Raw genomic sequence first — 24,231 nt, forward strand, 5'->3', positions numbered from 1 at the left:
AGGAGCGGCGGTATGATCAGCGACAATGTCAACGCCTTCGTGGAGACCTTCGAGGTCTCCGGCGCGGCCGGCGGCCCCCTCGCGGGGCTGACCTTCGCGGCCAAGGACCTCTACGACGTCGCCGGTCACGTGACCGGCTGCGGCAATCCGGAATGGGCGCGCACGCACGCCGCGGCGACCGGCAACGCGGCGCCGGTCGCGACCCTCCTCGGCGCCGGCGCGACGCTCGTCGGCAAGACGCACACGGACGAGCTCGCCTACTCGCTGATGGGCGCGAACGCGCACTACGGCACCCCGGTGAACAGCGCCGACCCGCGGCGGATGCCGGGCGGCTCCTCCTCGGGCTCGGCCGCGGCCGTCGCGGCGGGCCTTGCCGATATCGGGCTCGGCAGCGACACCGGCGGATCGGTGCGCCTCCCCGCCGCCTTCTGCGGCATCTGGGGGATCCGGCCGACCCACGGGCGCGTGTCCATCGACGGAACGATGCCGCTCGCCCCCTCCTTCGACACGGTGGGCTGGTTCGCCCGCGATCTTGCGACGCTCGCCCGCGCCACGGCCGCCTTCGGCCTGCCGGTCGAGGGCGACCGGCCGACTCGCCTCCTCCTGCCGGTGGACGTGTGGGCCTGCGCCGAGGAGATCACCGTCGCGGCCGTCGTCCCCCTCCTCGCGCGGCTTGAGGCGGTGACGGGACCGGCCGTCCCCATCATCCTCGCGCCCGAGGGGCTCCCGGCGTGGTTCGACGCCTTCCGCGTCTGCCAGGCGGCCGAGGCGTGGCAGTCGCACGGGGAGTGGATCAGCACGCACGAGCCGGGCTTCGGCCCCGGCATCTCGGACCGCTTCCGGATCGCGAGCGAGATCACGCCGGAGGGCTGGGAGGCTGCGCGGGCGATGCGCCAGCGGGTGACGCAGCGCCTCACCCGCATCCTCGCAGACGGCGCGGCGCTCGTCTTCCCGACGGGCCCCGGCCCCGCGCCGATGCGGAACGCGGACGAGCCGACGCTCAACGCCTACCGCAACCGCGCGCTTCAGATGCTGTGCCCGTCGGGCCTCGGCGGCCTGCCGCAGCTCTCCATTCCGGCGGGGGTGGTGGATGGCGGGCCGGTCGGCCTCAGCCTCGCCGGCGCGCGCGACAGCGAGGGGCGCCTCATCGCGCTTGCCGAGATCGCGACCCGGACGGGCCGCTGACGGGATCAGTCAGGGGGGGACGCCGGCGCGTCAGGCGCTCGCGGCGGCGATCGCCTCGGGGCGGCCCGGCGTCACCTCGAAGAGGCGCAGGAAGCCCGAGATCTCGAACACTTCGAGGATCGTCGGCTGGAGCCCGCACAGGCGGATCGCGCCGCCCGACGCCTTCGCCTTCTTGCCGGCGAGGAGGATCACGCGCAGCCCGGCGCTCGAGATATAATTGACGCCTTCGAGATCAACGACGAGGTTCGTCTCCCCGGCCGACAGGCGGCCCAGCATGTCGGTCTCCAGCGTCTTGGCGGTCGCGGAGTCGATGCGTCCGGTGGGCACCACCACCAGAACATCGCCCACCTTCTCGTCAACGATCGTCAAGTCGCTCACAATATCAGCCTTCCTCAATACCGATGGCAAAGCGCAGGACGTTGTGCTGCCCCTCACGCCTATACTGTACGTCGCGCGACATCGTTCGAACCAGATGGACGCCGAGCCCGCCGATCTGGCGGTCCTCGATCGAGGCGGCGGTGTCGGGCGCATCGCGGGCGAGCGGATCGAAGGCGATCCCGTTGTCCCGCACGAAGCCGTGGATCGTGTCGCCGCTGCGATGCGCGGTGACCTCGATCATGGCCGTCCCGTCGTCGGCTCCGTGATTGATCACGTTGGTGACGATCTCCTCCAGAATGAGGTTCAACGTCATCACCGTCTTCAGCGGCAACCCTTCCGCCTCCCCGAACGTCTCGATAGCCTCGACCATGCGGTCGAGATCGTCCGGTGCGGAGAGGGTCAAGTCGATTGCTGCACTCACCCCGATTGTCACCCCGCCGCACCTTGACGATTCGACGTCCGCGCTTCGCCGCACAATGACTTCTTCATACGTGACCGTCGATCCCATAATTTGAAATTTGGGAAAGCAAGCACGCCGAACAAGCGAGGACGGCGGATTTTTCGATTGAACGATGCAGCGCGGGCCGGATGGCCGAGTCCGGGCTCCGGATCCCATCAGGACAAGGTCTAGGGTTTGGCGCTCGCCGACCAGGAGAACCAGCTCGTCCAGTCATAGACCATCGGGCCGATGCGTGAGCCGTAGGTCGCGGCGACGGCGGCGAGCGCGATGGCGAAGAGCATCAGCAACGCGATATCGCCGACGAGGCGCTTGTCCGCCCCGACGATGCTGCCGATCCGCTTGCGCAACACTGTGTACTTCGCCACGCTGCGCCTCCAGCGCCCCGCTTTGACGGTCCGCGCGGTGTGCGCGAACAAAAATGCAGTACGCGTTTCACCGCGTTGTCATAGAATGCGGAGAAAGCTTCTCTGATGCAATGAGAAAGTTTTGCTTATCGCGCGCCAAAGTGGTGCCGCGGGTGCGGACCGGCGCAGCGCTGGCGTCAAATAAAACTTTGAAATCACTGCAATAAATTGCGTGGCCGGATCGATATCGAGCCCCACCCGCCCCCGCGCGGCGCCGCCGACGCGCATTTCAACGCGCAGAGGTCGTGGTCCGATCGGGTGTCCACGCAAAAAGAAAGGGCGCCCCGCGACTGCGGAGCGCCCTTTCTTGCAACGGGTCGGCGCCGCCCGCGTCAGGCGCGGGTCAGCGAGATGATGTTGGCGTTGTCGTCGACGACGCAGGTCGCGTTCGCGCCATCGACCGTCAGGTCGACCCGGTACTGGCTGTTCTCAACCTGCTGCGAGGAGACCGGAAGGACGGTGTTGCTCGCGACGCTGAACCGAGTCGCGGCCTCCGAGGCGCACAGGAGCTGCAGATCGGCCGGCGCGGTCACGACCGTCGCCCGAACGGTCGACGGCGCGGGAGAGGACGAGGAGCTCGAACCGCTCTGACATGCGGCGAGCGCCAATCCGGACGCCAGCACCAACGCGACCTGTCCACCCAATCGAAGGACCATCGTTCTTCTCTCCCCGGTCTAGTCAAACGCCGCGATAGAGCGCGGCTCCCTGCATCAACACGATCACCTTCGCGCCGACTTCGATTCGGCTGTAGAGATCGATGACGTCCTCATTGTTCATGCGGATGCAGCCGGAGGAAATATCAAGACCGATCGACCAGGGCTCCGTGGTGCCATGAATCCGGTAGATCGTGTCTTTGTTGCCCTCATAGAGGTAGAGCGCGCGGGCGCCGAGCGGGTTGTCCGGCCCGCCGGGCATGCCGCCCGCATACTTCGCGGCCTTCGGGTCGCGCGCGACCATCTCCGGCGGCGGCGTCCAGACCGGCCATTCCTGCATCCGGCCGACGCGGACGATGCCGGCCCAGCCGAACCCGTCGCGGCCGACGCCGATGCCGTACCGGATCGCCTGGAAATTCGGGAGCACCAGATAGAGGAAGTGCCGGTTGCTATCGATGATGATCGTGCCCGGCTTCTCGGCCGTGCGGAACTTCACCACCTGCCGGCGGAAATCCCCCGGCACGCTGCCGTGCGCGCGATAATAATTGATCGCGCGCTGCGGATCGTAGCGGACCCAGGTCCTGCTCGTCGGGTCAAAGATCTCCGTCGCGTGCGCCACCCCGGCGGCAACCGCCGTCAGGCCCAGCGCAAGCGCCGCGCTGCGCCCCCACTTCCCCATCATTTGGTCCACTCCTCGATACGCGCTTCATTTTCGCCGATCCAAGTCGTGGCGACCTCAGCCGGATCGCGCCGTTCGACGTGGATCGCGTAGCTCATCTGCGCCGCCTCTTCGGAGGTCAGCGCGATCTTGTCCAGGAAGGACACGATTTCGGGGAAGCTCTCCTCGAGCTCGGTCGCGTGGGCGACATGGAAATGGGACGGCTCCCACGCGCTCTCGGCCGTGGAGTTCGCGAGCCAGGCCGGATCGTCCTCCGCGCGGATGATGTGCCAGTTCTGCGGGTCGTGCGCCGGCTCCTGGAGCGTCACGATGTCGTGCAGCGCGAACATGTAGTGCGGCGAATAGCAGTAGAAGACGATCGGCTGGCTCGTCGCGATCGCGGCGTCGAGAGAGGCCATCGCCATGTCCTCGGGCATCGTGAGGAGCAGCATCGTGTCGTTGTAGCCGTAGCTCTTGGCCCGCACCCGCTCGATCCGGGTGGAGGACCAGGTCTGCGCCCCGATCCACATCTCGCCCTTGCCGTCGGCGTCGGTGTCGAAGTTCGCCGCCATCTCGGGCTTGGCGAGGTCGGCGACGCTGTGAAGGCCCGTCGCCTCCGCGGTCTCGCGCGTCGTGCACAGGTGCTGCGCGGCCGTCACCCCGATCGGGGAGAGCTTGATGGTGCCGCGCTTGTCGCCATACTCGTCGATGAAGGTCTGCAGGTTGGGCAGCCAGACCTCCGGGTGAACGTCGACCTCGCCGCGATCCATGGCGTCGAACATCTCGACCGAGCCAAGCGGACGCAGGCGCGTGTCCACGTCGTAATGCTGTTGCAGGACCTGCGCGATGATGTTGGCGGTCACCTCAGCCGACGGCCAGTTGGGCACGCCGATCACGATGGTCGCGGCCATCGCAGGCGCAGCCGACATCGTCGCGGCAGCAGCAACGAGCGAACCTACCACCTTCCACATTGTGACGTCTTCCTCCGCAATCCGGTACTCAAACAAGCATGGCCCATCGACTCTTGCCAAGCCGGTGACCCATCCACTCACCTCGGCGTGACCATTCGTCAACATGTCTCACACGACCTTTACGAGATGTAATCGACAGGGCATAAGGAACAAAGTGGGAACTTCGAGGAATGAATGCCCGACACAATGTCCCAGGCACGATCACTCCAGGCAAAGCTGGCGATCCTCGCAGACGCGGCGAAGTATGACGCGTCGTGCGCCTCGTCCGGCACGACGAAACGGAACGCATTGAAATCAGGCGGGATTGGCTCGACTGAAGGGTCAGGCATCTGCCACGCCTATGCGCCCGACGGGCGATGTATTTCGCTGCTGAAGATCCTCCTGACGAATGCGTGCATCTTTGATTGCGCCTACTGCGTCAATCGTGTCTCGAGCCGCGTCGAAAGAGCCGCCTTCACGCCGGAAGAAGTCGTCGACCTCACGCTGAACTTCTATCGCCGGAACTATATCGAGGGGCTTTTCCTCTCCTCCGGCATCATCCGGTCGGCCGATCACACGATGGAATCGCTGGTGCGCGTCGCGCGCACGCTGCGCGAGACGCACCAGTTCCAGGGCTATATTCACCTGAAGACGATCCCCGACGCCTCGCCCGAGCTTCTCCTGGAGGCGGGACGCCACGCCGACCGCCTCTCCATCAACATCGAGCTGCCGACGGAGTCGGGCCTCAAATCCTTCGCGCCGGAGAAGTCGGGCCGCACGATCCGCGCCTCGATGGCGAAGCTGCGCGGCGAGATCGACGCCACCGCCGAGAAGCCGCGCCGGCCGATGCGCAAGGCCGCGCCGCGCTTCGCCCCGGCCGGCCAGTCGACGCAGATGATCGTCGGCGCGGACGCGACGAGCGATGTCGAGATCCTGCGCACAAGCCGCACGCTCTACACCGCCTACCAGCTCCGCCGCGTCTATTATTCGGCCTTCAGCCCGATCCCGGACGGATCGTCGGCCCTCCCCCCGGCCGCCCCGCCGCTGGAGCGCGAGCACCGCCTCTATCAGGCCGACTGGCTCACCCGCTTCTACGGCTTCGAGCTCGACGATCTCGCCACCGCCGCGCCGACCGGGATGTTCGACCTCGAGATCGACCCGAAGCTCGCCTGGGCGATCAACAATCGCGCCACCTTCCCGATCGACGTGAACCGCGCCCCGCGCGAGAGCCTCCTGCGCGTGCCGGGGCTCGGCGTGAAGGCGGTGAACGCGATCCTGCGCACCCGGCCCTATCGCCGGTTGCGGATCGAGGATCTGATGCGCCTCACCCCCACCGCGCGCCGCGCCCTCCCTTTCATCGCGCTTGAAGGGTGGCAGCCGGCGCGCCTTCTCGACGTCGAGAACCTCAAGGCGCGGTTCGTGAAGCCCGCGCGCCAGCTCGACCTCTTCGCCGCATGAGCGCCGTGCCGCACAAAAGCGCCGAGACGTGGGCCGTCACGCTCGACCACGCGTCCGACTTCGCGACCTGGCGCGACGCGGTGCGCCAGCTCGTCGCCGCCGGCGTCGGCCCGGAGGCGGTCAGCTGGCGCTGGGGCACGTCGGAACAGGCGCTCTTCGATGCCGGACGGCCGGTCTCGGAGCTGCCCCCCATCACGCCGAGGACGGCGCCGCGCGCCCCGCGCGACTTCATCGAGCTTGCGAGCCACGTCATCTGCCACCGCTCGATGGAGCGCTTCGCCCTCCTCCACCGCCTCCTCGCCCGCTTTCAGCACGAGCCGAACCTGTTGCGCATCGCCTCCGACCCCGACGTCGCGCGCGCGACGCGGCTCGCCAACAATGTCCGCCGCTGCTCGCACAAGATGAAGGCCTTCGTGCGCTTCCGCACCACCGTGGACGACGACCGCGTCGAGCACCTCGTCTCCTGGTTCGAGCCCGAGCATCACACGCTCGACATCACGGCGCCCTTCTTCATGCGCCGCTTCCCCGCGATCCGGTGGACGATCCTGACGCCGGAGCGGTCGGCCCATTGGGACAGCGAGACGCTCGCCATGGGGCCGGGCGCGAACCGCGACATCGCCCCCTCGGGCGACATCAACGAGGATCTCTGGAAGACCTATTATGCGGCGATCTTCAATCCGGCGCGGCTGAAGGTAAAGGCGATGACCTCGGAGATGCCGAAGCGCTACTGGAAGAACATGCCGGAGGCGGAGATGATCTCCCCCCTCATCCGCAGCGCCGGCAACCGCACGGCCGAGATGGTGGAGACGCCGCACCGCGCCCCCGCCCGCTCCACCCGCGCCGCGCGCGAGCGGGCCGCCGCCGACGCGGACGCGGCCGAGACCGCGCGCCGCATCCGCACGCTCGACGATCTCGCCAAGGCCGCGCGCCATTGCGAGCGCTGCACCCTCTACCGGGAGGCGACCCATGTCGTCGTCGGCGAGGGGCCGCTCGGCGCGCCGCTGATGTTCGTCGGCGAGCAGCCCGGCGACCAGGAGGACCTTGCCGGCCGCCCCTTCGTCGGCCCGGCCGGCCAGCTCTTCGACCGCGCGCTCGCCGAGGCCGGCATCGACCGGGCGAAGACGTTCATCACCAATGCGGTGAAGCACTTCAAATTCGAGCCGCGCGGCAAGCGCCGCATCCACAAGCGGCCGGACGTCGGCGAGATCGAGGCCTGCCGCTTTTGGCTCGACCATGAGCGCACCATCGTGCGCCCGATCGTGACCGTCGCGCTCGGGGCGACCGCCGCGCGGGCACTCTCCGGACAAGCCATGCCGATCACAAACACGCGAGGTCACCCCCTCGAGTGGCCGGATGGGACGAGCGGATTCGTCACCGTGCACCCATCTTATCTGTTGCGGCTTCCGGACCGGGCTCGGCAGGAGGAAGAATACCGGCGTTTTGTGGGCGATCTTCGGGCAGCGTGGCGTCTCACACAGCCCAAACTGGACGGGCACGTTCCAGTTTAGGCGGCTCAGAAACATGATTTATTCCGTTAAGCTTGTTGAACGCTTCGGCCCCGAATTCGTTGTATGTTTGGTAATCTTTCCCGTGCCGGCCAGCGGGTCTTAAACGAAATTAATTTCGGCGAAGGAGCGTCACATGAGAGCCATCATTGCATTGCTCTTCTTGGTTGTGACAGTAACGACTGCCGCGGCGGAGTCGTGTTCCAGCGCACGCAGCCGTTTGGCCGCCGCGCAGTCGGGCGGATCGTCCGCACAGCTCGCGAGCCTTCGCAAGCAGGCAAACGCTTACGGTTGCAACGCATCCTCCGGCTGGGGCCGCCACCGCGCGTGCGCCGGCATCGAGGCGCAGATGCGCAACGCGAGCGGAACGAGCCCGCGCCAGATCCGCCAGCTCCAGGCACGGGTCGAGCGGGCCTGCCGCGAGCCCGTCGTCGCGGCCCGCAGCGCCCCCGCCCGGCGCAACAACAACATCCAGGCTCCGGCAAGCGGCGTGATCATCCACGGCACGCGCCCCGACAATCATCTCGACGCACGCGCCAACGACAATTCCGCCGGCGGCGGCTTCTTCTCCTCGATCTTCGGCGGCATGCGCGGGCGCAACGAGGTTCAGACGGTCCGGGTCGACCCGGAGACCGCGCGCTCGGCGAAGGTCGAGCAGCTCCACCTCGACGAGCGCACCTTTCGCAACCGGGACGATGGGTCGGCGACGGCCTCGCTCGCCACCGGGTCGGGCTCGCGCAAGGGCAATCTGCGCGTGGGCTCCACGCAGACGGTCTGCGTGCGCCTGTGCGACGGCTTCTACTTCCCGATCAACAACAGCTCCCACAGCGACAATTTCTACGACGAGCTCGCCATGTGCGTCGGCCGCTGCCCCGGCGCCGACGTCTCGCTCTACGCCCACAACAAGGATGTGCCGGTGGAGACGATGCGCTCCACGTCGACCGGCGAGCGCTATGTGAACCTGCCCACCGCCTTCGCCTACCGCAAAGGCGCGGTGACCGGCTGCGGATGCCAGCCGCAATCGGTCGTCGCCGACGACATGACGGCGGACAAGGCCCTCACCTATGTGGGCCTCGGCTCCGCGAATGTCGGCGCGCCCCGCACCCCGATCGAAGCCGTCGAGGCGGCGGCGGACGAGACGACGTGGGTGCGCTATCGCGCCATCTATGACGAGACGGGCAAGCCCCTCAAACCCTCCCGCACCGACCGCTCCCCCGTCGAAATCGAGGGTGGCGTCGCGACGCTGCCGGAGGCCGACGCGGCCCCTGTCCCCGTCCCGACCGCCGCGCCCAAGGTGATCGTCGCGGGAAGCGCGCCGGCGAGCGTCGCCGACGGCACGACGCTGCGGGTGCGCGAGGTGGGCACGCAATTCTTCTCCGCCACGTTCGGCCAGGAGACGACCGCGCGCCACGTGCTCTACAAGCCGAAATACACCTCGACCGCCGTCCAGATCGTGCCCGTGAAGCGCAAGCCGACACAGGCCCCGGCGGCGGCCCCGGTGGCGGAATCGGAGAACGCGCGCGCCGAGCCGCTCGATCCGGTCGATCCTGCCGACACCGTGGTGAAGCCCACCGCGCAGATCAGCCTGGCGCCGGATCCGAACGGCGCCTGAGGCGCCGCCCGACCAATCAGGCCGCGCCGCCCACCGGCCGCGCGGCCGCCTGAAGGCGGTGCAGCACCGCCTCCCGCCCCAGAAGCAGCATGAAGGCCGCCATTTCCGGCCCGGCCTCACGTCCGGTCAGCGCCTTGCGCAGCGGCATGAAGAGCGCCTTCCCTTTCGCCCCGGTCGCGGCCCGCACCGCACCCGTCCACGCCTTGAAGGTCTCCTCCCCCCACGGCTCGGCCGGCAGCGCGTCGGCCGCCGCCGCGACGACGGCCCGCTCCCCGGCGTCGAGCAGCGGCACGCCGTCGGCGCCGACGAGGGCGGGCGGTTTGCGCCAGATCTCGACCCAGGGGGCGACGTCGTGGCGGAAGGTGAGATTGCCCCGCACCGTCTCCCAGAACACCGGATCGTCCGCGCCATATTCGGCGGCGAGCCAGGGCGCCATCGCCTCGAAGGGCGCGCCGTGGAGGAGCGCGGCGTTGAGGCGCACGAGATCGGCCGGGTCGAACATCGCCGGCCCGCGCGACACCGAAGCCAGCGGCGCCATCGCGGCGAGGCGGCCCATCTCCGCGATCGGCTCCACCGCGTGCGAGGTGCCGACGAGTGCGGCGAGCGAGGCAATCGCCATCGGCTCGTAGCCTTCGGCGCGCAGGCGCGTCACCGACAGCGGGTTGTCGCGCTTGGAGAGCGGCTCCCCATCGCTGCGCGTCAGGAGATTGTGGTGGCCAAAGGCGGGCGGGGTCGCGCCGAGCCCCTCGAAGATCGCGATCTGCACGCCGGTGTTGGTGATGTGGTCCTCACCGCGCACGATCGTCGTGACGCCATGGTCGATGTCGTCGACCACGGAGCAGATCGTGTAGAGATAGGTCCCGTCCTCGCGCACCAGCACCGGATCGGAGATCGTCTCGAGATTGACGGTCTGCGGGCCGCGGCAGCGGTCCTCCCAGCTCCGCGCGCCCGCCGGCAGCTTGAAGCGCCAGTGCGGGCGGCGCCCCTCCGCCTCGAGCGCGGCGCGCGCATCGGCGTCGAGCGCCAACGCGGCGCGGTCGTAGACCGGCGGAAGGCCGCGCGCACGCTGGCGCGCGCGCTTACGCTCCAGCTCATCCGGCGTCTCGTAGCAGGGGTAGAGAAGGCCCTTGGCCCGCAGCGCGTCGGCCGCCGCGTCGTAGGCGGCGAGGCGCGCGGACTGGCGCTCCACCTGATGCGGGCGGATGCCGAGCCAGGCGAGATCCTCGGTGATCGCGGTGACGAAGGCCTCGCGCGAGCGCTCCACGTCGGTGTCGTCGAAGCGCAGGAGGAACCGGCCCCCGCTCTCCATCGCGAGGAACCAGTTGTAGAGCGCGGTGCGCACGTTGCCGATGTGGATCTCACCCGTCGGCGACGGCGCGAAACGGACGGTCTCAGGCATCGCGATAGCGGTTCGTGATCGGGTAGCGGCGGTCGCGGCCGAAATTCTTGGCCGAGATCTTCACGCCGGGCGCGGCCTGCCGCCGCTTATACTCGGCGATGTGGAGGAGACTCTCGACGCGCTTCACGGTCGCCCGGTCGAACCCGGCGGCCACAACGTCGGCGACGCTCGCCTCCTCCTCGATCAGCTTGCGCAGGATCGAGTCCAGCGTCTCGTAGGGCGGAAGCGAATCCTCGTCCTTCTGGTTCTCGCGCAGCTCCGCCGTCGGCGGCTTGTCGATGATCCGCTCCGGGATCACGACCCCGTCCGGCCCCAGCGCGTCGGCCGGCTTGTCGGAATTGCGCCAGCGGCAGAGGGCGAACACCTCGGTCTTGTAGAGGTCCTTGATCGGGTTGAAGCCGCCATTCATGTCGCCATAGAGCGTCGCGTAGCCGACCGAGACCTCCGACTTGTTGCCGGTCGTCACGACCATGCCGCCGAACTTGTTCGAGACGGCCATCAGCGTCACGCCGCGCACGCGGCTCTGGATGTTCTCTTCCGTGACGTCCGGCGTGCGGCCCGCGAAAAGCGGCCCGAGAAGCTCGCCGAACCCCTCCACCGCCGGCGCGATCGGCACGATGTCGTAGCGGATGCCGAGCCGGTCGGCGACGTCGGCCGCGTCCGACAGGCTCTCGTTCGAGGTGTAGCGGTAGGGCATCATGATGCAGTGGACGCGCTTGGCCCCCAGCGCATCGACGGCGAGCGCCGCGCAGATCGCCGAATCGATGCCGCCCGAGAGGCCGAGAACGACGCTCGGAAAGCGGTTCTTGTTCACATAGTCGCGCAGGCCGAGCATCGCGGCGCTCCACTCCGCCGCGTCGCCCTCGGGAAGCGCGGCGCGGATGCCCGCCTCGGGCGCCCACCCGTCCCCCTCGCGCCGGAAGGTCACGGTCTCGGTGGCGGTGACGAAGGCGGGGAGCTGCGTCGTCAGCGTGCGGTCGGCCGAGAGCACGAACGACGCGCCGTCGAACACCAGTTCGTCCTGGCCGCCGACCTGGTTCACGTAGACGAGCGGCAGTTCGCTCTCGACAACGCGGGCGACGGCGATCTGCATCCGCCGCTCGACCTTGGTGCGCGTGAAGGGCGAGCCGTTCGGGACGACGAGGATCTCGGCCCCTGTCTCGGCGAGGCACTCGACGACATCCTCGCCCCAGATGTCCTCGCAGATCGGGAAGCCGACCCGCACGCCCTTGATATCCACCGGCCCCGGCATCGGCCCGGCCGCAAAGACGCGCTTCTCGTCGAAGACGTCATAGTTCGGCAGGTCCACCTTGTGGCGCACCGCCGCCACCTCGCCGTCCATCAGGATGGCGTAGGCGTTGGTCAGCACGTCACCCTCGCGCCAGGGCGTCCCGATGGCGATCGCCGGCCCGTCCTTGGAGAGTGGCGCGAGCGCGCGCACCTCCTCCATCGCCCGCTCGGTGAAGGAGCGCTTCAGGACGAGGTCTTCCGGCGGATAGCCGGTGATGAAAAGCTCGGTGAAGGCGATGAGATCGACGTCGCCCGCCGCCGCGATGGCGTCGCGGGCGAGCGCGCCGTTCGCGGCGATGTCGCCCATGATGGGGTTGAGCTGCTGGAGCGAGATGGTGAAGCGGTCGCGCATGGGTCCCCGGCCTATGGTGAGGTCGTCCGACCCCGGCCTGTATTCGCGGCGAAACTGGCGGCAAGGCGCCCCGAGGTCAACGCCGCACGATGGTCCTCGGTGTGATTGTCCCGGCCCGTTCCCTCAGCGCCGGGCCCACTCGGGCGGCGGGAGGTAGAGGCCGGCGGCCTCGAAGGCGGCGCGCATCGTCTCGACGCCCTTCTCGAAGCCGTAATTCTCCCCGATGAAGCGCCGCGCGCCATCCGCGACGGCCGCCCACCGCGCCTCGTCGTCATAGACAGATAGGATCGCGTCGACGAAGGCGGCACCCGTCGAGGCGACGAGCGCGGCCTCCCCGCCGATCGGCAGCCCCTCGGCCGCGATCGGGGTCAGCACCGTCGGTATGCCGGCGGCCATCGCCTGGAAGACCTTGCCCTTCACCCCCGCCCCGCTGCGCAGCGGCGCGACGAAGAGGCGATGCTTGTCGAACATCGCGTCGAGGTCGGCGACGTGCCCGCCGACGATGACGCCCGGAATCTCGCCGAGCGCCTCCTCCGAGTAGGAACCGTAGGCGGTGAAGGTGATGTCGGGGCGCACCTCCTGGAGGCGCGGCATGACGTTGGCGGCGAACCAGCGCACCGCCTCCTCGTTCGGCGGATGGCGGTAGTTGCCGAGGAAGGCGAGCCCCTCGCGCCCCGCGAACGGCGCCGCGTCCGGGCGCACGCGCTGCACCCAGGGCACCTTCGCCACCGCGACGTCAGGGCCCATGTGCGAGAACACCACCGAGGTCTCGACGTCGGAATAGGAGAGGACCACGTCGGAGGCGCGCATCGCCGCGAGCTCGCGCTGGCGATAGGAGCGCGCCCGCTCCATCCAGATCGGATCGTCCGCCTCGGTCGCGGCGCGCAATTCGCGCAGGAAGTGGAGGTCGGCGAGGTTGAGGAGCACCTTCGCGTCCGGCGCGAAGCGGCGCACCGCCGGCAGCAGCGCCTCGGCGACCTGGAAGCGCGTCACGTAGACCGCGTCATACTCGGCCCCGCGCTCTTCGAGGAAGCCCTCCAGCGAGGTCGCGAACGGGGCGTAGATCACCTCGACGCCGAGCCGCTCCATCGCTTCGGTATAGCGCGGCAGATATTCGAGGCTGCGCGGGAGGATCGTGACCTTCGCGCCGAGCGCCTTGATGAGGCGGATCTCCTCCTGCGCGGCGACGCTCGCGGCGTCGATATCGGTGCGCGGCACGTCGAGGAGCGGGAAGAGGACGCGGGCGGTGACGCCGCGATCGTGGGCGAGTGCGGGGTCCATCCGCAGCGGACGGCGATGCGCCCAGGTGCGCTTGAAGACCGGCGCGTTCAGCACCTGGTGGCGCTTGACCCCTTGCGTCTCGTCGACCCCGTGCGAGCCGCCCTCGGAATGGACGACGAGCGCGGCCGGCACATAGATCACGCGCCGCCCCTCCTCGCGCGCCTTGAAGCAGAGGTCGACGTCCTCGTAGTAGGCGGGGGCGTAAGCCTCGGAGAAGCCGCCGACGGCGCGCCAGAGGCCGGCCTCCACCATCATCGCCGCGCCGGAGACATAGTCCACATCGCGCGCATAGGCGTAGCGCGGGTCGTAGGCGTTGCCACCGCGCCCGACCATCGTCGGCTCGCCATGGTGGTCGATCCGCCCGCCCGCGTCCTGAAGCATTCCGTCGGGATAGATGATCTTCGGGCCGACGATGCCGGCGTCGGGGAACACCTCGAAGGCATCGAGGAGGCCGTCGAGCCAGCCGGCGGTCACCTCGGTGTCGTTGTTGAGGAGGAGGATGTAGCGCCCGCGCGCCTTGGCGGCCCCGGCGTTCGCGGCGTGGAGGAAGCCCTTCGCCCGCGCGTGGCGCACCACGACGAGGCCCTCGTGCTCGGCGAGGCGCTCGGCCGTCTCGTCGCTCGACCCGTCATCCACCACGATCACCTCGAACGAGGCCTCGCAGCGGGCGAAGAGGAGCGCGGCGAGCGCAATGAAGGTGAGCCGGTAGGCGTTGTGGACCGGGATCACCACCGACACGTCTGGCGCATCCGGCTGCGCGAAGACGAGCGGGAACGGGCTCGCCTTCTCGTGGCCGAGGACAAGCGCCTGGTGGAGGGCCGGCATGTTGGCGAGAAGCCAGGGCGAGACGGTGCCGTCGGCGCAGGCGCGCGCGTGCGCCTCGAGCGCGCGGTAGCGGTACTCGGCGAGCGGGGCGTTGAAGCCCGGAAGCGGCGCCGGCACCTCCTCCGCGATCCGCGTCCAGGGCGTTGCGAAGCGCGGGCCGGTGCCGAAGCCGGTCGCGAGGCGGCCAGCAGGCGAGACGAGCTCCAGGCGGTGCATCCGCCCGTCGAAGAGGCGGTCGGCGGCCGGGACCGCGTGCCGCTCGGCGACGGTCGGCGCTGCGAAGATATCCCCCGCCCACGCGCCGTCGACGATGACCGAGGCGGCGCCCGTCCAGGCCCCGCTCTCGACGACGATCATCCGCCCGCTCATCCCGATCCGCGCGACGCCATCGAGCGCGGGGCGCGCGCCGATCGTGTGGGCGTCGCCGCCGTGCTCGACGATGACGGGCTGGGGCGCGACGCCGCGCGACAGGACCGGCAGCCCCGCCTCGAGGAGGACGCGCGAACCGTCCTTCAGGCCCCGCGCGAGGGGGCCGAGCGGGCAGAGGCGCTCCACGACGGGCGTCGCAGGCGCCTCGGTGGTGGAGGCGAGCGAGAGGTGGGTGAAGAAGGCGTAGACCTCGTCCGCGTCGGCGAGCGGGGTGATGCCGAGCTTGAAGCGCACGGCGGCCGTCGAGGGCGGCACCGCGTGGATCTCGCCGCACTTGGCGTAGCCGTCGGGGCTGCGGCCGCCGATCGCCTCGGGCACGTGGACGACGTCGGTGTCGAGATAGCGGTCGCTCGCGTCGTAGAATTCGAGCTTCACCTCGACGACGCAGCGGTGCGCCGCGAAGAGGCCCTGCCAGCGCACATGGCGGCCCGTGACGGGGAGCGCCTCGCCGAGATCGGGGTCGCGATAGGCGATCTCGATCGGGTTGAGGCTGCCGCGACGGGCGATGTTGAGGCGCACGAAGGCGGTGTGGCCGCCGACGACCTGCCAGTCGAGCGCGACGTCGCGGCCGAGTTCGGCGAAGCCGCCCTCGTCATGATAGGCGTGCCAGTGGGCGGCGAGATCGTCGAACGCGCGGTCGGAGAGAAGATCGACGTCGCGCAGGCCCGACGGGGCGGGCATCGCCGGCTGGCCGTCGAGGGTCAGCACCGTGCCGGGCGCAGCGGCGAGGAGCACGCGGTCCACCCGCGACGCGACCACCTCGAACGGCGCACCCTCAGGCGCCGCGAGGCGCGTGTAGGAGACATAATTCGGCTCGTCCGCGACGAGCTCTGGCGCGGGCTCAGGCGCGGGCGCGGGCTCAGGCGCGGGCGCGGGCTCAGCCGCCTCGCTCTCGGGCGCGGCCGCCTCGGCGGCGGGCTCCGCCGTCTCGGGGGTCGTGGCGGGCGCCTCGCCCTCCCCGGCCTCCGTCATGGCATCGGCCTCATCGGCCGTGGGCGCCGCGTCGGGCGCACTCGGGACGTCGGCGGCGGGCGTCGGCGTGCGGCGTTTCCAAGTCGGCATAAGAATCCACGTCCAGAAGCGATCCGGATGCGGTTACCGCATCGGGCCCGCGAACGCGAGACTTACCCGACCGCCACCACAACCGCGCCCCTATAGTGAGCAGGATCTCAGCGATTGCGAAACCGGTGGGAGATGCGCCGGAGGCCGCCGGGGCGGGAGAGGGTTCCCGCGCGGCCGGCGAGCGTCAGTCGGCCGCCGTCGCAAGTTCGGTGAGGCAGCGCTCGGTCCAGCGGGAGATGTCGGTGTCGTGGATCACCTCCATCAGGCTGAAATGGCGCTCGCGCCGCTGTTCGCGCGGCATTGCGAGCGCGGTCTCGATGGCCGCTGCGACGGCCTCGATATCGTGCGGGTTGACGAGAAGGGCCGATGTCATCGCCTCGGCCGCGCCGGCGAACTCGGAGAGGATGAGGACACCCGGATCCGCCGGATCCTGCACGGCGACGAACTCCTTCGCGACGAGGTTCATCCCGTCCGCGATCGGGGTGACGAGGCCGACATCGGCGCGCGCCATGAGGTGGGCGACCGTGGCGCGGTCGACTGCGCGCGTCAGGAAATTCAGCGGATTGTGGGTGAGCGAGGTGAACTCACCGGCGATGCCCCCCGCGATCGCCTCCACCTCCCGCCGCGTCTTCTCGTAGGCGGGGACGGTGCCGCGCGAGATCGGCGCGATCTGCGTCATCACCACCTTGTCGGCCCGGCGCGGGTCGGTCTGGAGGTAACGGTAGAAGCCCTGGAGCTTCTGCGGCAGGCCCTTCGAATAGTCGAGCCGGTCGATCCCGATCAGCGAGCGCCGCCCGCCAAGGGTGCGGCAGAAGCTCGACACGGCGGCGGGCGGCGGCGCGCTCACCACGTCGCGAAGGCCGGCGACGTCGATGCCGATCGGCAGCGGCATGATGCGCACATGCTCGCCGAACACGAACACCTCGTACCCCTCGCCACGGCGCAGGAGCGTTCCCTCACCCATCGCCGCCAGCGTCTCGGCGAGGTTGCGCGCGTCGCGCGTCGTCTGCACGCCGATCGTGTCGTACCCCATCATCGCGCGGGCGATGGCCTCCGCCTCCGGGATCGTGCGGAAGACGCCCGTGTGCGGGAACGGGATGTGGAGGAAGAGGCCGACACAGGAGGGAATCCCCCGCTCGCGCAGAAGTCCGCCGAGGGGGAGGAAATGATAGTCGTGGACCCAGATCGTGTCGTCTCGACCCGCGACCCGCGCGATCGCGTCGGCGAAGGCCCGGTTCACCGCCTGGTAGGCGGCATAGTCCCCGGCCTCGTGCACGCTGAGGTCCGGCCGCCCGTGAAAGACCGGCCACAGGACGCCGTTGGCGTACCCCTCGTAGAAGCCCTGGAAATCCTCCGCCGGGAGGTCGAGAAGGCCGTAGACGATCTCGCCCTCGGCGAGAAGGTCGAACTCGGCGGACGCGGCGTCGGCGACGAGATTGCCGGACCAGCCGATCCACGTCCCGCCGCGCACATGGAGCGCGTCACCGAGCGCCTGGGCAAGGCCGCCGGGGCTCGTGGTGGCGGAGGGACGCGCGACGCGGTTCGACACGGCGATGAGACGCCCCTCCAGCTCCAGCCGGGGCGTGATGGCGCGCGCCGTCTCCCGTGCCGTGTCCCTTGCCGAACCGACTTCACCGAGCGTCCAAGTCCCGACCATAGCGCAACCCGAAAAAGGGAATTCGTCTTCTTGGATGGAACGCTGCCGTGGGAAGCTTGGTTCTGGCTTCCGGGGGAAAATCTACCCCGAAAGATCAAATAGATGGAATGATCATCCCCGGCTAACGCAATCTGACCAGGAAATGTCAGCTTTCGCCGCCGGGGCGGCAGATTATTTGCCGATCGCCTTGAGGTGGTGGGCGGTGAGACGCTGGCGCACCGCGTCCATGCTTGCCCAGGGATTGTCGGTCACGACATCGCCGACATGGAAGCCATTTGGCGCCTCCAGCGCCGCGAGATCGTCCCAGCTGACGGGCACGGCGAAGGGCGCGCTCTCCCGCGCCCGCGTGGAGTATGGGGCGACGGCGGACGATTTCACGTCGTTGCGCAGATAGTCGATGAAGATTTTCCCGTGCCGCTTGTCCTTCTTCATGTTGATGAGGAAGCGGGAGGGCTCCGCGTCCGCCATCTCGGCGGCGATCGCGCGGGTCCACGCCTTCGCCTCGTCCCACGGCGTGCGCCGCTCGATCGGGAGGACGACGTGGAGCCCCTTCCCGCCCGTCGTCTTGACGAAGGACTGAAGGTCGAGGCCGGCGAGCTTGTCGCGCAGGTCCACCGCCGCCGCCTTCACCGCCCCGAAGGAGAGGCCCTCGCCGGGGTCGAGGTCGAAGACGAGGCGGTCCGGCCGGTCCGGCTTGTCAGCCCGCGCGCCGCGCAGGTGGATCTCGAGCACCCCCTTCTGCACGAGCTCGATGATGTCGGCCGCCTCGCGCACGACGATCGCCGCGCCGTCATCCTCGCCGATATCGCGCGACATCGCCTCCGGCAGGCCCTCCGGGTGGCGCTGGTAGAAGCATTTGGCGGCGCGCCCCTGCGGGCAGCGCACGAGGGTGAGCGGCCGGTCGACGACATGCGGCAGCATCAGGTCCATGTGGGCCTGATAGTGCGCGGCGAGCGCCGCCTTGGTGACGTTCTGCTCGGGGAAGAGCACCTTTTCGGGGTGGCTGAGCGAGACGCCGTAGAATGTGTCCATGTTCGTCTCCAGCGTCTCTTTGCGCCGTGCCGGGGTGCTCCTGGCGCGCGCCGGCCGTCTTGCCGTGCTGGGCGAGGCGGGCGGCGGCGCGGGCGCGCGGTCGATGGCGGCGGCCGGGTGATCGGACGGCAGCCACACCTCGTCCGGATCCATCGCGGCGCGTCCGCGATAGACCGGATGGCGGAGCGCACCGTCGCCGGTGATGGTGAGATAGTCGACCTCCGCGACGAGGTCCGGCCGCACGAACTGGTGGCCACGCCCGGCGACCGGGCCGCTGAACGGGCTCTTGCGCGTCGCCCGGTCCTTCAGATCGGAGAGGAGCGCGCGCGACTCGGCGGCGGAAAAGCCGGTGCCGACGCGGCCGACGGGGACCAGTCCCTCCTCCCCCCGCGCCCCGACGAGCAGCGCGCCGAGCGAGCCGTCAGCGCTCGTCGTGTAGCCGCCGATGACGAAGGCGTGGGTGTGGACCGCGCGCACCTTCACCCACGCATCGTGACGGCCGGAGCGGTAGACGCTCCCCGCGCGCTTGGCGATGATGCCTTCGAGGCCGAGCGCGCGCGCCCGCTCGAACAGCGCCTCCTGCTTGCCGCCCGCGACATGGTCGCCGAAGCGGATCGAATGGAGGCCGCGCACGAGCTTGCCGAGCGCCGCCTTGCGCGCCTCGATCGGCTCGTCGCGCATGTCCTTGCCGTCGAGGAAGAGGAGATCGAAGGCGACATAGGTCGCGGCCACGGCGCCATCCGCCCGCACCATACCGTGAAGGGCGTTGAAGCTGGTGCGCCCGTCCGCGTCGAACACCACGATCTCGCCGTCGAGCATCGCGCCGCGCTTGGCGAGCGCCTTGGCGTCGTCTGCGATGTCGGCGAAACGCTCCGTCCAGTCCTGCCCGCTGCGCGTCAGGATCGCGACCTCGCCGGCCTCGGCGCGCAGGATCGCGCGGTAGCCGTCATATTTCACCTCCGCGAGCCACCCGTCCCCCTTCGGCGGGGTGGTGCGCGAGCGGCACAGCATCGGGGCGACGAAGGGGGGCAGCGTGATCGCCGGCTCGTCAGCCGTCTTCGCCTTCGCCTTGGTGGCTTTCGGCTTCGCCCGGCTCTCCTTCGCGCTCGCGCGCGGCTTCGCCTTAGCCTTGTCGGAGACGTCGAGCACAGTGTCGCCCTTGGCGATGGCGCGCATCGTGCGCCCGCTCCGCACGCTCTTTGTGAAGCGCTCGATGACGGGCTTGCCGTTCTCCTCCGCCGCATCGTCCTTCGTCTTGATGAGGAGCCATTGGGGCGGGCGCTTCGCCTCCGCCTTCAAGCGCTGGAGATGCCAGCGGCCGGAGAGGCGGCTGCCGTGAAGGTCGAAGGTGAGCGCCCCCGCCTTCAGCCCCTCCTGCGCGTCCTTGCCGTCCGCCATCGCCCAGGTGCCCTCGTCCCACAGCATCACGGTGCCGCCGCCATAGGCGCCTTCCGGGATGATCCCCTCGAAGGACGTATAGTCGATCGGGTGATCCTCGGTCTCGACGGCGAGGCGCTTGTCGGCCGGATCGAGGCTCGGCCCGCGCGTGACGGCCCAGGATTTCAGCACCCCGTCGAGCTCGAGCCGGAAGTCGTAATGGAGGCGCGTCGCGTCGTGCTTCTGGATAACGAAACGCAGGGGCGCGGCGCGCTTGGCGCGGCGCGGCGCACGCCGGGGCGGCGGCTCCGGCGTCTTGGTAAAGTCGCGCTTCTCGCGGTAGCGGTCGAGCGGCACGGCGATCGCCCCGTCAGGCCGACTTCTTCTGGCGTCCGCCGCTGGACTTCGCCGTCGTGCGCGTCGTCTTCGCCTTCGCCGGCGCGGCGCGGCTCTTCTTCACCGTGCCCGACCCGGACGCGGCGCGCGAGGTGCGGGTCCGCGCGGAGGACTTGCCGCCCTTGTCGTCGTCGAGGCTCGCCTTCAGCGCATCCATCAGGTTGATGACGTTGGAGCCCTTGGCCTTGCGCTCAGGCTCGGCGGGCGCGGCCTCCTTGCCCTTCAGCTTCTGATTGATGAGCGCGCGCAGCGCCTCCTGGTAGCTGTCGACGAACTTTTCCGGCTCGAACGCGCCGGCACGCGCCTTGATGAGGCTCTCGGCCATCTCGACCTGGTCGGACGAGACCTTCACGTTCGCGATGTCGTCGAAATAGGCGTCGGCCTCGCGCACCTCGTCGGCCCAGCGCAGCGCCTCCATGAGGAGACCCTTGCCGCAGGGCTGGATGGCGACGATCCGCTCCCGCCGCGACAGCACGATCTGGCCGAGCGCCACCTTCTTCGCGTGCCGCAGCGCGTCGCGGATGGTGACGAAGGCTTCCGTCGCGATGTCCCCGTCGGGGGCCATGAAATAGGGCTTGTCGAAATAGATCGGGTCGATGTCGGACAGGTCAACGAAATGGGAGAGGTCGATCGTGTGCTTGGACTCCACGTCCAGCGCGTCGAGCTCGTCCTCCTCGACGGGGATATATTTGTCCCGCTGATATTCGTAGCCCATCACCACGTCGTCACGCTCGACCGGGCCGTCGCCCGGCACGACATTCTGCATGCGGATGCGCTCATGCGTGTCGCGGTGGATGCGGTGGAGGGCGATTCGCTCGGTCTGCGTCACCGCCGCGTAGAGGCGGACGGGAAAGCTCACGAGCGCGAGGCGGATGTGGCCCTTCCAGTAGGCGCGGGGAGCTGCCATCGCCGCACCTAGTGGGTGCGCAGAGCGTGGACGAGCTCGCCCTTCGACATCTTGGACCGGCCGTCGATGCCGATCTCGCGGGCGCGTTTGTAGAGGTCGTCGCGCGACCACGAATCGTAGGGCGCGGCCTTGCCGCCCTTCTTGGAGGGCTTGCCGCCCGCCGCCTTCGCGTTGGCGATGCGCGCGGCCTTCTCCTTGCTGGCGCCGTCGCGGCGCAGCGCCTCGTAGGTGTCGTCGTCCTTGATGGAGGGGCCAGGATCACGTCTGGGCATCGTCGTCCCTTTCGCCGTGGCGCGGACGGACCGCATCCGTTCCGCAGAACGAATCACTAACCGGAAAATCAGCGATTCGTTCCGGCCCCTTTGTCAACCCCCTTCGGTCGGCGTCGCGCTCGGGATCGTGGCGAGGCCGCGGTCCAGGTGGTCGTTGATCATGTCGGTGAAGTCCTGCGAGGCGAGGACGTCCCGGATCGCCTGGTTGAGCGCGAGGCGGAGCGTGTCGTCCCCTTCCCGCACGGCGATGACCGCGAGGCGCGAGAGCGCCTCGTGCCGGTCGCCGGAGGGGTTCACGAAGCGGAAGGGCTCGCCGATCGGCGTCGACAGGAACTCGCGCCGGGCCGTGATGGCCGGGGCGAGGACCGCGTCGAGACGATGGAGGGCGAGGTCGATCCACATCCCCTCGGTGTTCGGATAGAGCTGGACGGAGCCCGGACGCGGATAGGTGGTGGTGAGATAGGCGGCCTGCGCCGTCCCGATCAGCGCGCCATAGACGGCCGAATCACCCGTCTCGAGATCGCGCGAGGCGCTGCGCGGGGCGACGAAGCGGATCGCGAGGCGCAGGTACGGGTCGGTGTATTTCACCGTCGTGTTGTTGTTGGGCGAGACCAGCGGCGAGGCGAGCACGGCGTCGATGCGCCGGTCGAGCAGCGCCGGGATCATGTCCTCCGCCGTCAGCGGGATGTGGCGGCACTGGAAGTTCGCGACCTCGCAGAGCGCCCCCGCGAAGTCGATGTCGAACCCGGTCCGGCTGCCATAGCGCGTGACGGCGCTGAAGGGCGGCGAATCGACGAGCACCCCGACATTCAGCGTCCGCTTGCGCGCAGGCGCGGCGGCGGCCTCGCTCGCGACGGCGGGCGGCGCCCCCTCTGCGGTCGCCTCGGCCGCGGCAGGCGCGGGCGCGGGCGCGGGCGCGGGTGCGGCCTCGGTCGTGGCCTCCGGTGCGGGTTGCGCCTCGGTGGCCGCGGTGGCGGGTGCCGGTCCTTCAGGCTGCGCCTCGGCCGGCCCCGTCGCGGGCGCGGCCCCGGTCGGCTGCGTTTCGGCCGTCGCGGCGGCGGGTACCGCCTCGGCCGGCTGCGCCGTGGCGGTCCCGGTGGCGGGTGCCGCCTCGGCCGGCTGCGTCGCCGCGGTCCCGGTGGCGGGTGTGGCTTGGGCCGGCTGCGTCTCGGCCGTGGTGGCGGCAGGGGCCGGGTTTGCGGGCTGGGCCGCGCCTTCCGTGCTCTGCGCCTCGGTCGCCGCCGGTGCGGCGCCGGTCTGCGCCGTACCGGCCGGGGCGGCGTCCGCCTCCTGTGCGGCTTCGGCTTGCGGCGCTGGGGTAGCGGCCCGAGCCGGGGCGACCATGGTCGCGTCGTTGTCGGGCGGGGCCTCGGTGGTGGCGGCGGGCGCGGGGGCGGTCGACTGGGCGAGCGCGGGGAAGGCGAGCCCGAGGGCGAGGAGGACGGCCAGAATACGCATCACGGGTCTCCTCACGTGTTCGCCCGGCGCAGCGCGCTGCGGATCATGCGGACGATCACGGCCGCCGTCGCGGGCGGGTCGGCCTCGCCGCGCAGCATCGCGCGCACGGCCTCGGCCACCTGGTCGGCGACCTCCAGATAGGTGCTGCCGAAATAGGGCACCGGCAGCGGGACGAGGTTGTCCACATTGGCCGCGATCTGCTCCATCACGGGGCTCAGCCCACGCACCTCGGGATCGTCGTAGAGCGCCATGCGCGCCGGGGCGAGGCCGAAGCCGATCGCCGCGCGGCGCTGCTCCTCCTCCGAGACCATGAAGGCGGCAAGCTCGCGCGCCGCGTCCTGGTGCGGCGAGAAGCGCGGCACGCCGACGAGCCAGGTGGAGACGAGGCGCGGCGTGTCGGTCATCTCATCGGTTGCGTTGGGGCGCACGAAGGTCGCGACCTGCGATGCGATATCGGAGGCGGAGATCGCCTGCCCCATCGTGGAGCGGCCGACGAGCGCGCCGATATTGCCCTTCACGAAGGAATCGAGCGCGCTCGATGCCGTCGTCTCGACGAGGCCGGGCGCGGCGATCGTGCCGATCGTGTCATTGAGAAGCTGGAGCGCGGCGACGAGCTGCGGCCGGTCGTTGAGATCGCGCACGCCGAAGCTGTAGACCCAGTCGACGAAGAGGGGGAACATCGTCGCCCCCGCGCCGCCGAAGGCGAGGCCCTCCGCCGTGTCGTCACGCGCGCTCAACAGGCTGCCGCGCACGTCGGACCAGTCGTCCGGCCGCGCCTCGTTGACGAGCTCGTTGCGCATGTAGAGGAGCGTTACCGCGACCTGCTGCGGCCAGGCGACCTGCCGCTCGCGATGGATGCCGAGCTTCATCAGCGCTTCGGACGAGGCCGCGTCGGAGGGCGCCGCGTCGATCACCGCGAGGCCGTCGGCAAGGGCCGGGATCCACGCCTCGGGGAGCTGGATCACGTCGAGACGCGGGCTGCCGACGTCCATCAGCGTGCGATAATTGTCGAGCGCGGCCCGCCCGTCGACGCTCGCCGACACGACGCGGACATTGTGGCCGGTGTTGCGCTCGAACCGGACCGCCATGTCCCGGCAGGCATCGACCGATCGTCCGATGTTGAGACAGGCGAGGGTCAGATCGTCCGCCCGGGCTAGCACCGGACATGCGACAATCAGGGCCAAAGTTATCAATCTGCGCATACGCAACATCCACACACTCTCGTTCATCG

At 69.7% G+C, this 24,231-nt stretch carries 19 protein-coding genes; 4 read left to right on the forward strand and 15 right to left on the reverse strand.

The annotated features are described in order from the left end of the window. The first annotated feature begins 12 nt into the window (after positions 1–12). Positions 13–1,185, forward strand: a complete 1,173-nt coding sequence (locus DBV35_RS19050; RefSeq protein ID WP_108661864.1) for an amidase — start codon at positions 13–15, stop codon at positions 1,183–1,185. Between the two features lie 30 nt (positions 1,186–1,215). On the opposite strand, the gene DBV35_RS19055 is transcribed toward DBV35_RS19050, so the two are convergent. From DBV35_RS19055 to DBV35_RS19080, 6 genes are all read right to left on the reverse strand, one after another. Next, the gene (locus DBV35_RS19055; RefSeq protein WP_108661865.1) at positions 1,216–1,563 is read right to left on the reverse strand and encodes an STAS domain-containing protein; all 348 of its coding nucleotides are present in this window, start codon (positions 1,561–1,563) and stop codon (positions 1,216–1,218) included. A 4-nt stretch (positions 1,564–1,567) separates the two neighbouring features. Then, on the reverse strand, positions 1,568–2,071 hold the full coding sequence (locus DBV35_RS19060) for an ATP-binding protein (RefSeq protein ID WP_205648738.1): 504 nt from the start codon (positions 2,069–2,071) through the stop codon (positions 1,568–1,570). Between the two features lie 119 nt (positions 2,072–2,190). Beyond that, entirely contained in the window at positions 2,191–2,388 is a 198-nt protein-coding gene (locus DBV35_RS19065) for a hypothetical protein (RefSeq protein WP_157961854.1), read from the reverse strand. A gap of 371 nt (positions 2,389–2,759) precedes the next feature. After that, positions 2,760–2,960, reverse strand: coding sequence for a hypothetical protein (locus tag DBV35_RS31145; RefSeq protein ID WP_205648739.1), 201 nt, complete (start codon positions 2,958–2,960; stop codon positions 2,760–2,762). 145 nt (positions 2,961–3,105) lie between these two features. Then, entirely contained in the window at positions 3,106–3,759 is a 654-nt protein-coding gene (locus DBV35_RS19075) for a L,D-transpeptidase (protein ID WP_108661869.1), read from the reverse strand. Continuing rightward, positions 3,759–4,649 carry an ABC transporter substrate-binding protein gene (locus DBV35_RS19080; RefSeq protein WP_245943983.1) on the reverse strand — a complete coding sequence of 297 codons (891 nt, stop codon included), beginning with the start codon at positions 4,647–4,649 and terminating at the stop codon, positions 3,759–3,761. Before DBV35_RS19080 ends, DBV35_RS19075 begins: the two co-directional genes overlap by 1 nt. A 234-nt stretch (positions 4,650–4,883) precedes the next feature. Here DBV35_RS19080 and DBV35_RS19085 point away from each other — a divergent pair, with 234 nt between their 5' ends. The 3 genes from DBV35_RS19085 (at position 4,884) to DBV35_RS19095 (ending at position 9,263) form a co-directional block, all read left to right on the forward strand. Continuing rightward, a complete protein-coding gene (locus DBV35_RS19085; protein ID WP_245943984.1) occupies positions 4,884–6,146 on the forward strand; it encodes a putative DNA modification/repair radical SAM protein in 1,263 nt (420 codons plus the stop codon). Then, positions 6,143–7,654, forward strand: coding sequence for a UdgX family uracil-DNA binding protein (locus DBV35_RS19090; RefSeq protein ID WP_108661872.1), 1,512 nt, complete (start codon positions 6,143–6,145; stop codon positions 7,652–7,654). Before DBV35_RS19085 ends, DBV35_RS19090 begins: the two co-directional genes overlap by 4 nt. A 346-nt stretch (positions 7,655–8,000) precedes the next feature. After that, positions 8,001–9,263 (forward strand): DUF2865 domain-containing protein, encoded by a 1,263-nt coding sequence (locus DBV35_RS19095; protein WP_170134986.1) that lies wholly within the window; start codon positions 8,001–8,003, stop codon positions 9,261–9,263. A 16-nt stretch (positions 9,264–9,279) separates the two neighbouring features. Here DBV35_RS19095 and gltX read toward each other — a convergent pair whose 3' ends face one another. From gltX to DBV35_RS19140, 9 genes are all read right to left on the reverse strand, one after another. Further along, positions 9,280–10,662, reverse strand: coding sequence for a glutamate--tRNA ligase (gltX, locus tag DBV35_RS19100; RefSeq protein WP_108661874.1), 1,383 nt, complete (start codon positions 10,660–10,662; stop codon positions 9,280–9,282). Beyond that, the gene (locus DBV35_RS19105; protein ID WP_108661875.1) at positions 10,655–12,304 is read right to left on the reverse strand and encodes an NAD+ synthase; all 1,650 of its coding nucleotides are present in this window, start codon (positions 12,302–12,304) and stop codon (positions 10,655–10,657) included. The genes gltX and DBV35_RS19105 overlap by 8 nt, the downstream gene beginning before the upstream one ends. A gap of 123 nt (positions 12,305–12,427) precedes the next feature. Next, a complete protein-coding gene (locus tag DBV35_RS19110) occupies positions 12,428–15,811 on the reverse strand; it encodes a glycosyltransferase (protein WP_157961855.1) in 3,384 nt (1,127 codons plus the stop codon). Positions 15,812–16,085: 274 nt separating this feature from the next. Then, on the reverse strand, positions 16,086–17,558 hold the full coding sequence (locus DBV35_RS19115; protein ID WP_108661877.1) for an alpha,alpha-trehalose-phosphate synthase (UDP-forming): 1,473 nt from the start codon (positions 17,556–17,558) through the stop codon (positions 16,086–16,088). Positions 17,559–17,729: 171 nt separating this feature from the next. Next, positions 17,730–20,324: a DNA ligase D gene (gene ligD, locus DBV35_RS19120; RefSeq protein WP_157961856.1), complete on the reverse strand. Its 2,595-nt coding sequence runs from the start codon at positions 20,322–20,324 to the stop codon at positions 17,730–17,732. A gap of 13 nt (positions 20,325–20,337) precedes the next feature. Further along, positions 20,338–21,270: a non-homologous end joining protein Ku gene (gene ku, locus DBV35_RS19125; RefSeq protein ID WP_108661879.1), complete on the reverse strand. Its 933-nt coding sequence runs from the start codon at positions 21,268–21,270 to the stop codon at positions 20,338–20,340. A gap of 8 nt (positions 21,271–21,278) precedes the next feature. Further along, positions 21,279–21,542 (reverse strand): DUF7218 family protein, encoded by a 264-nt coding sequence (locus tag DBV35_RS19130; protein WP_108662024.1) that lies wholly within the window; start codon positions 21,540–21,542, stop codon positions 21,279–21,281. A 93-nt stretch (positions 21,543–21,635) separates the two neighbouring features. Next, on the reverse strand, positions 21,636–23,000 hold the full coding sequence (locus DBV35_RS19135; RefSeq protein WP_108661880.1) for a transporter substrate-binding domain-containing protein: 1,365 nt from the start codon (positions 22,998–23,000) through the stop codon (positions 21,636–21,638). An 11-nt stretch (positions 23,001–23,011) separates the two neighbouring features. Beyond that, positions 23,012–24,088, reverse strand: coding sequence for an extracellular solute-binding protein (locus DBV35_RS19140; protein ID WP_157961857.1), 1,077 nt, complete (start codon positions 24,086–24,088; stop codon positions 23,012–23,014). Positions 24,089–24,231 lie beyond the last annotated feature (143 nt).

The organism is Acuticoccus kandeliae (genome assembly GCF_003073115.1).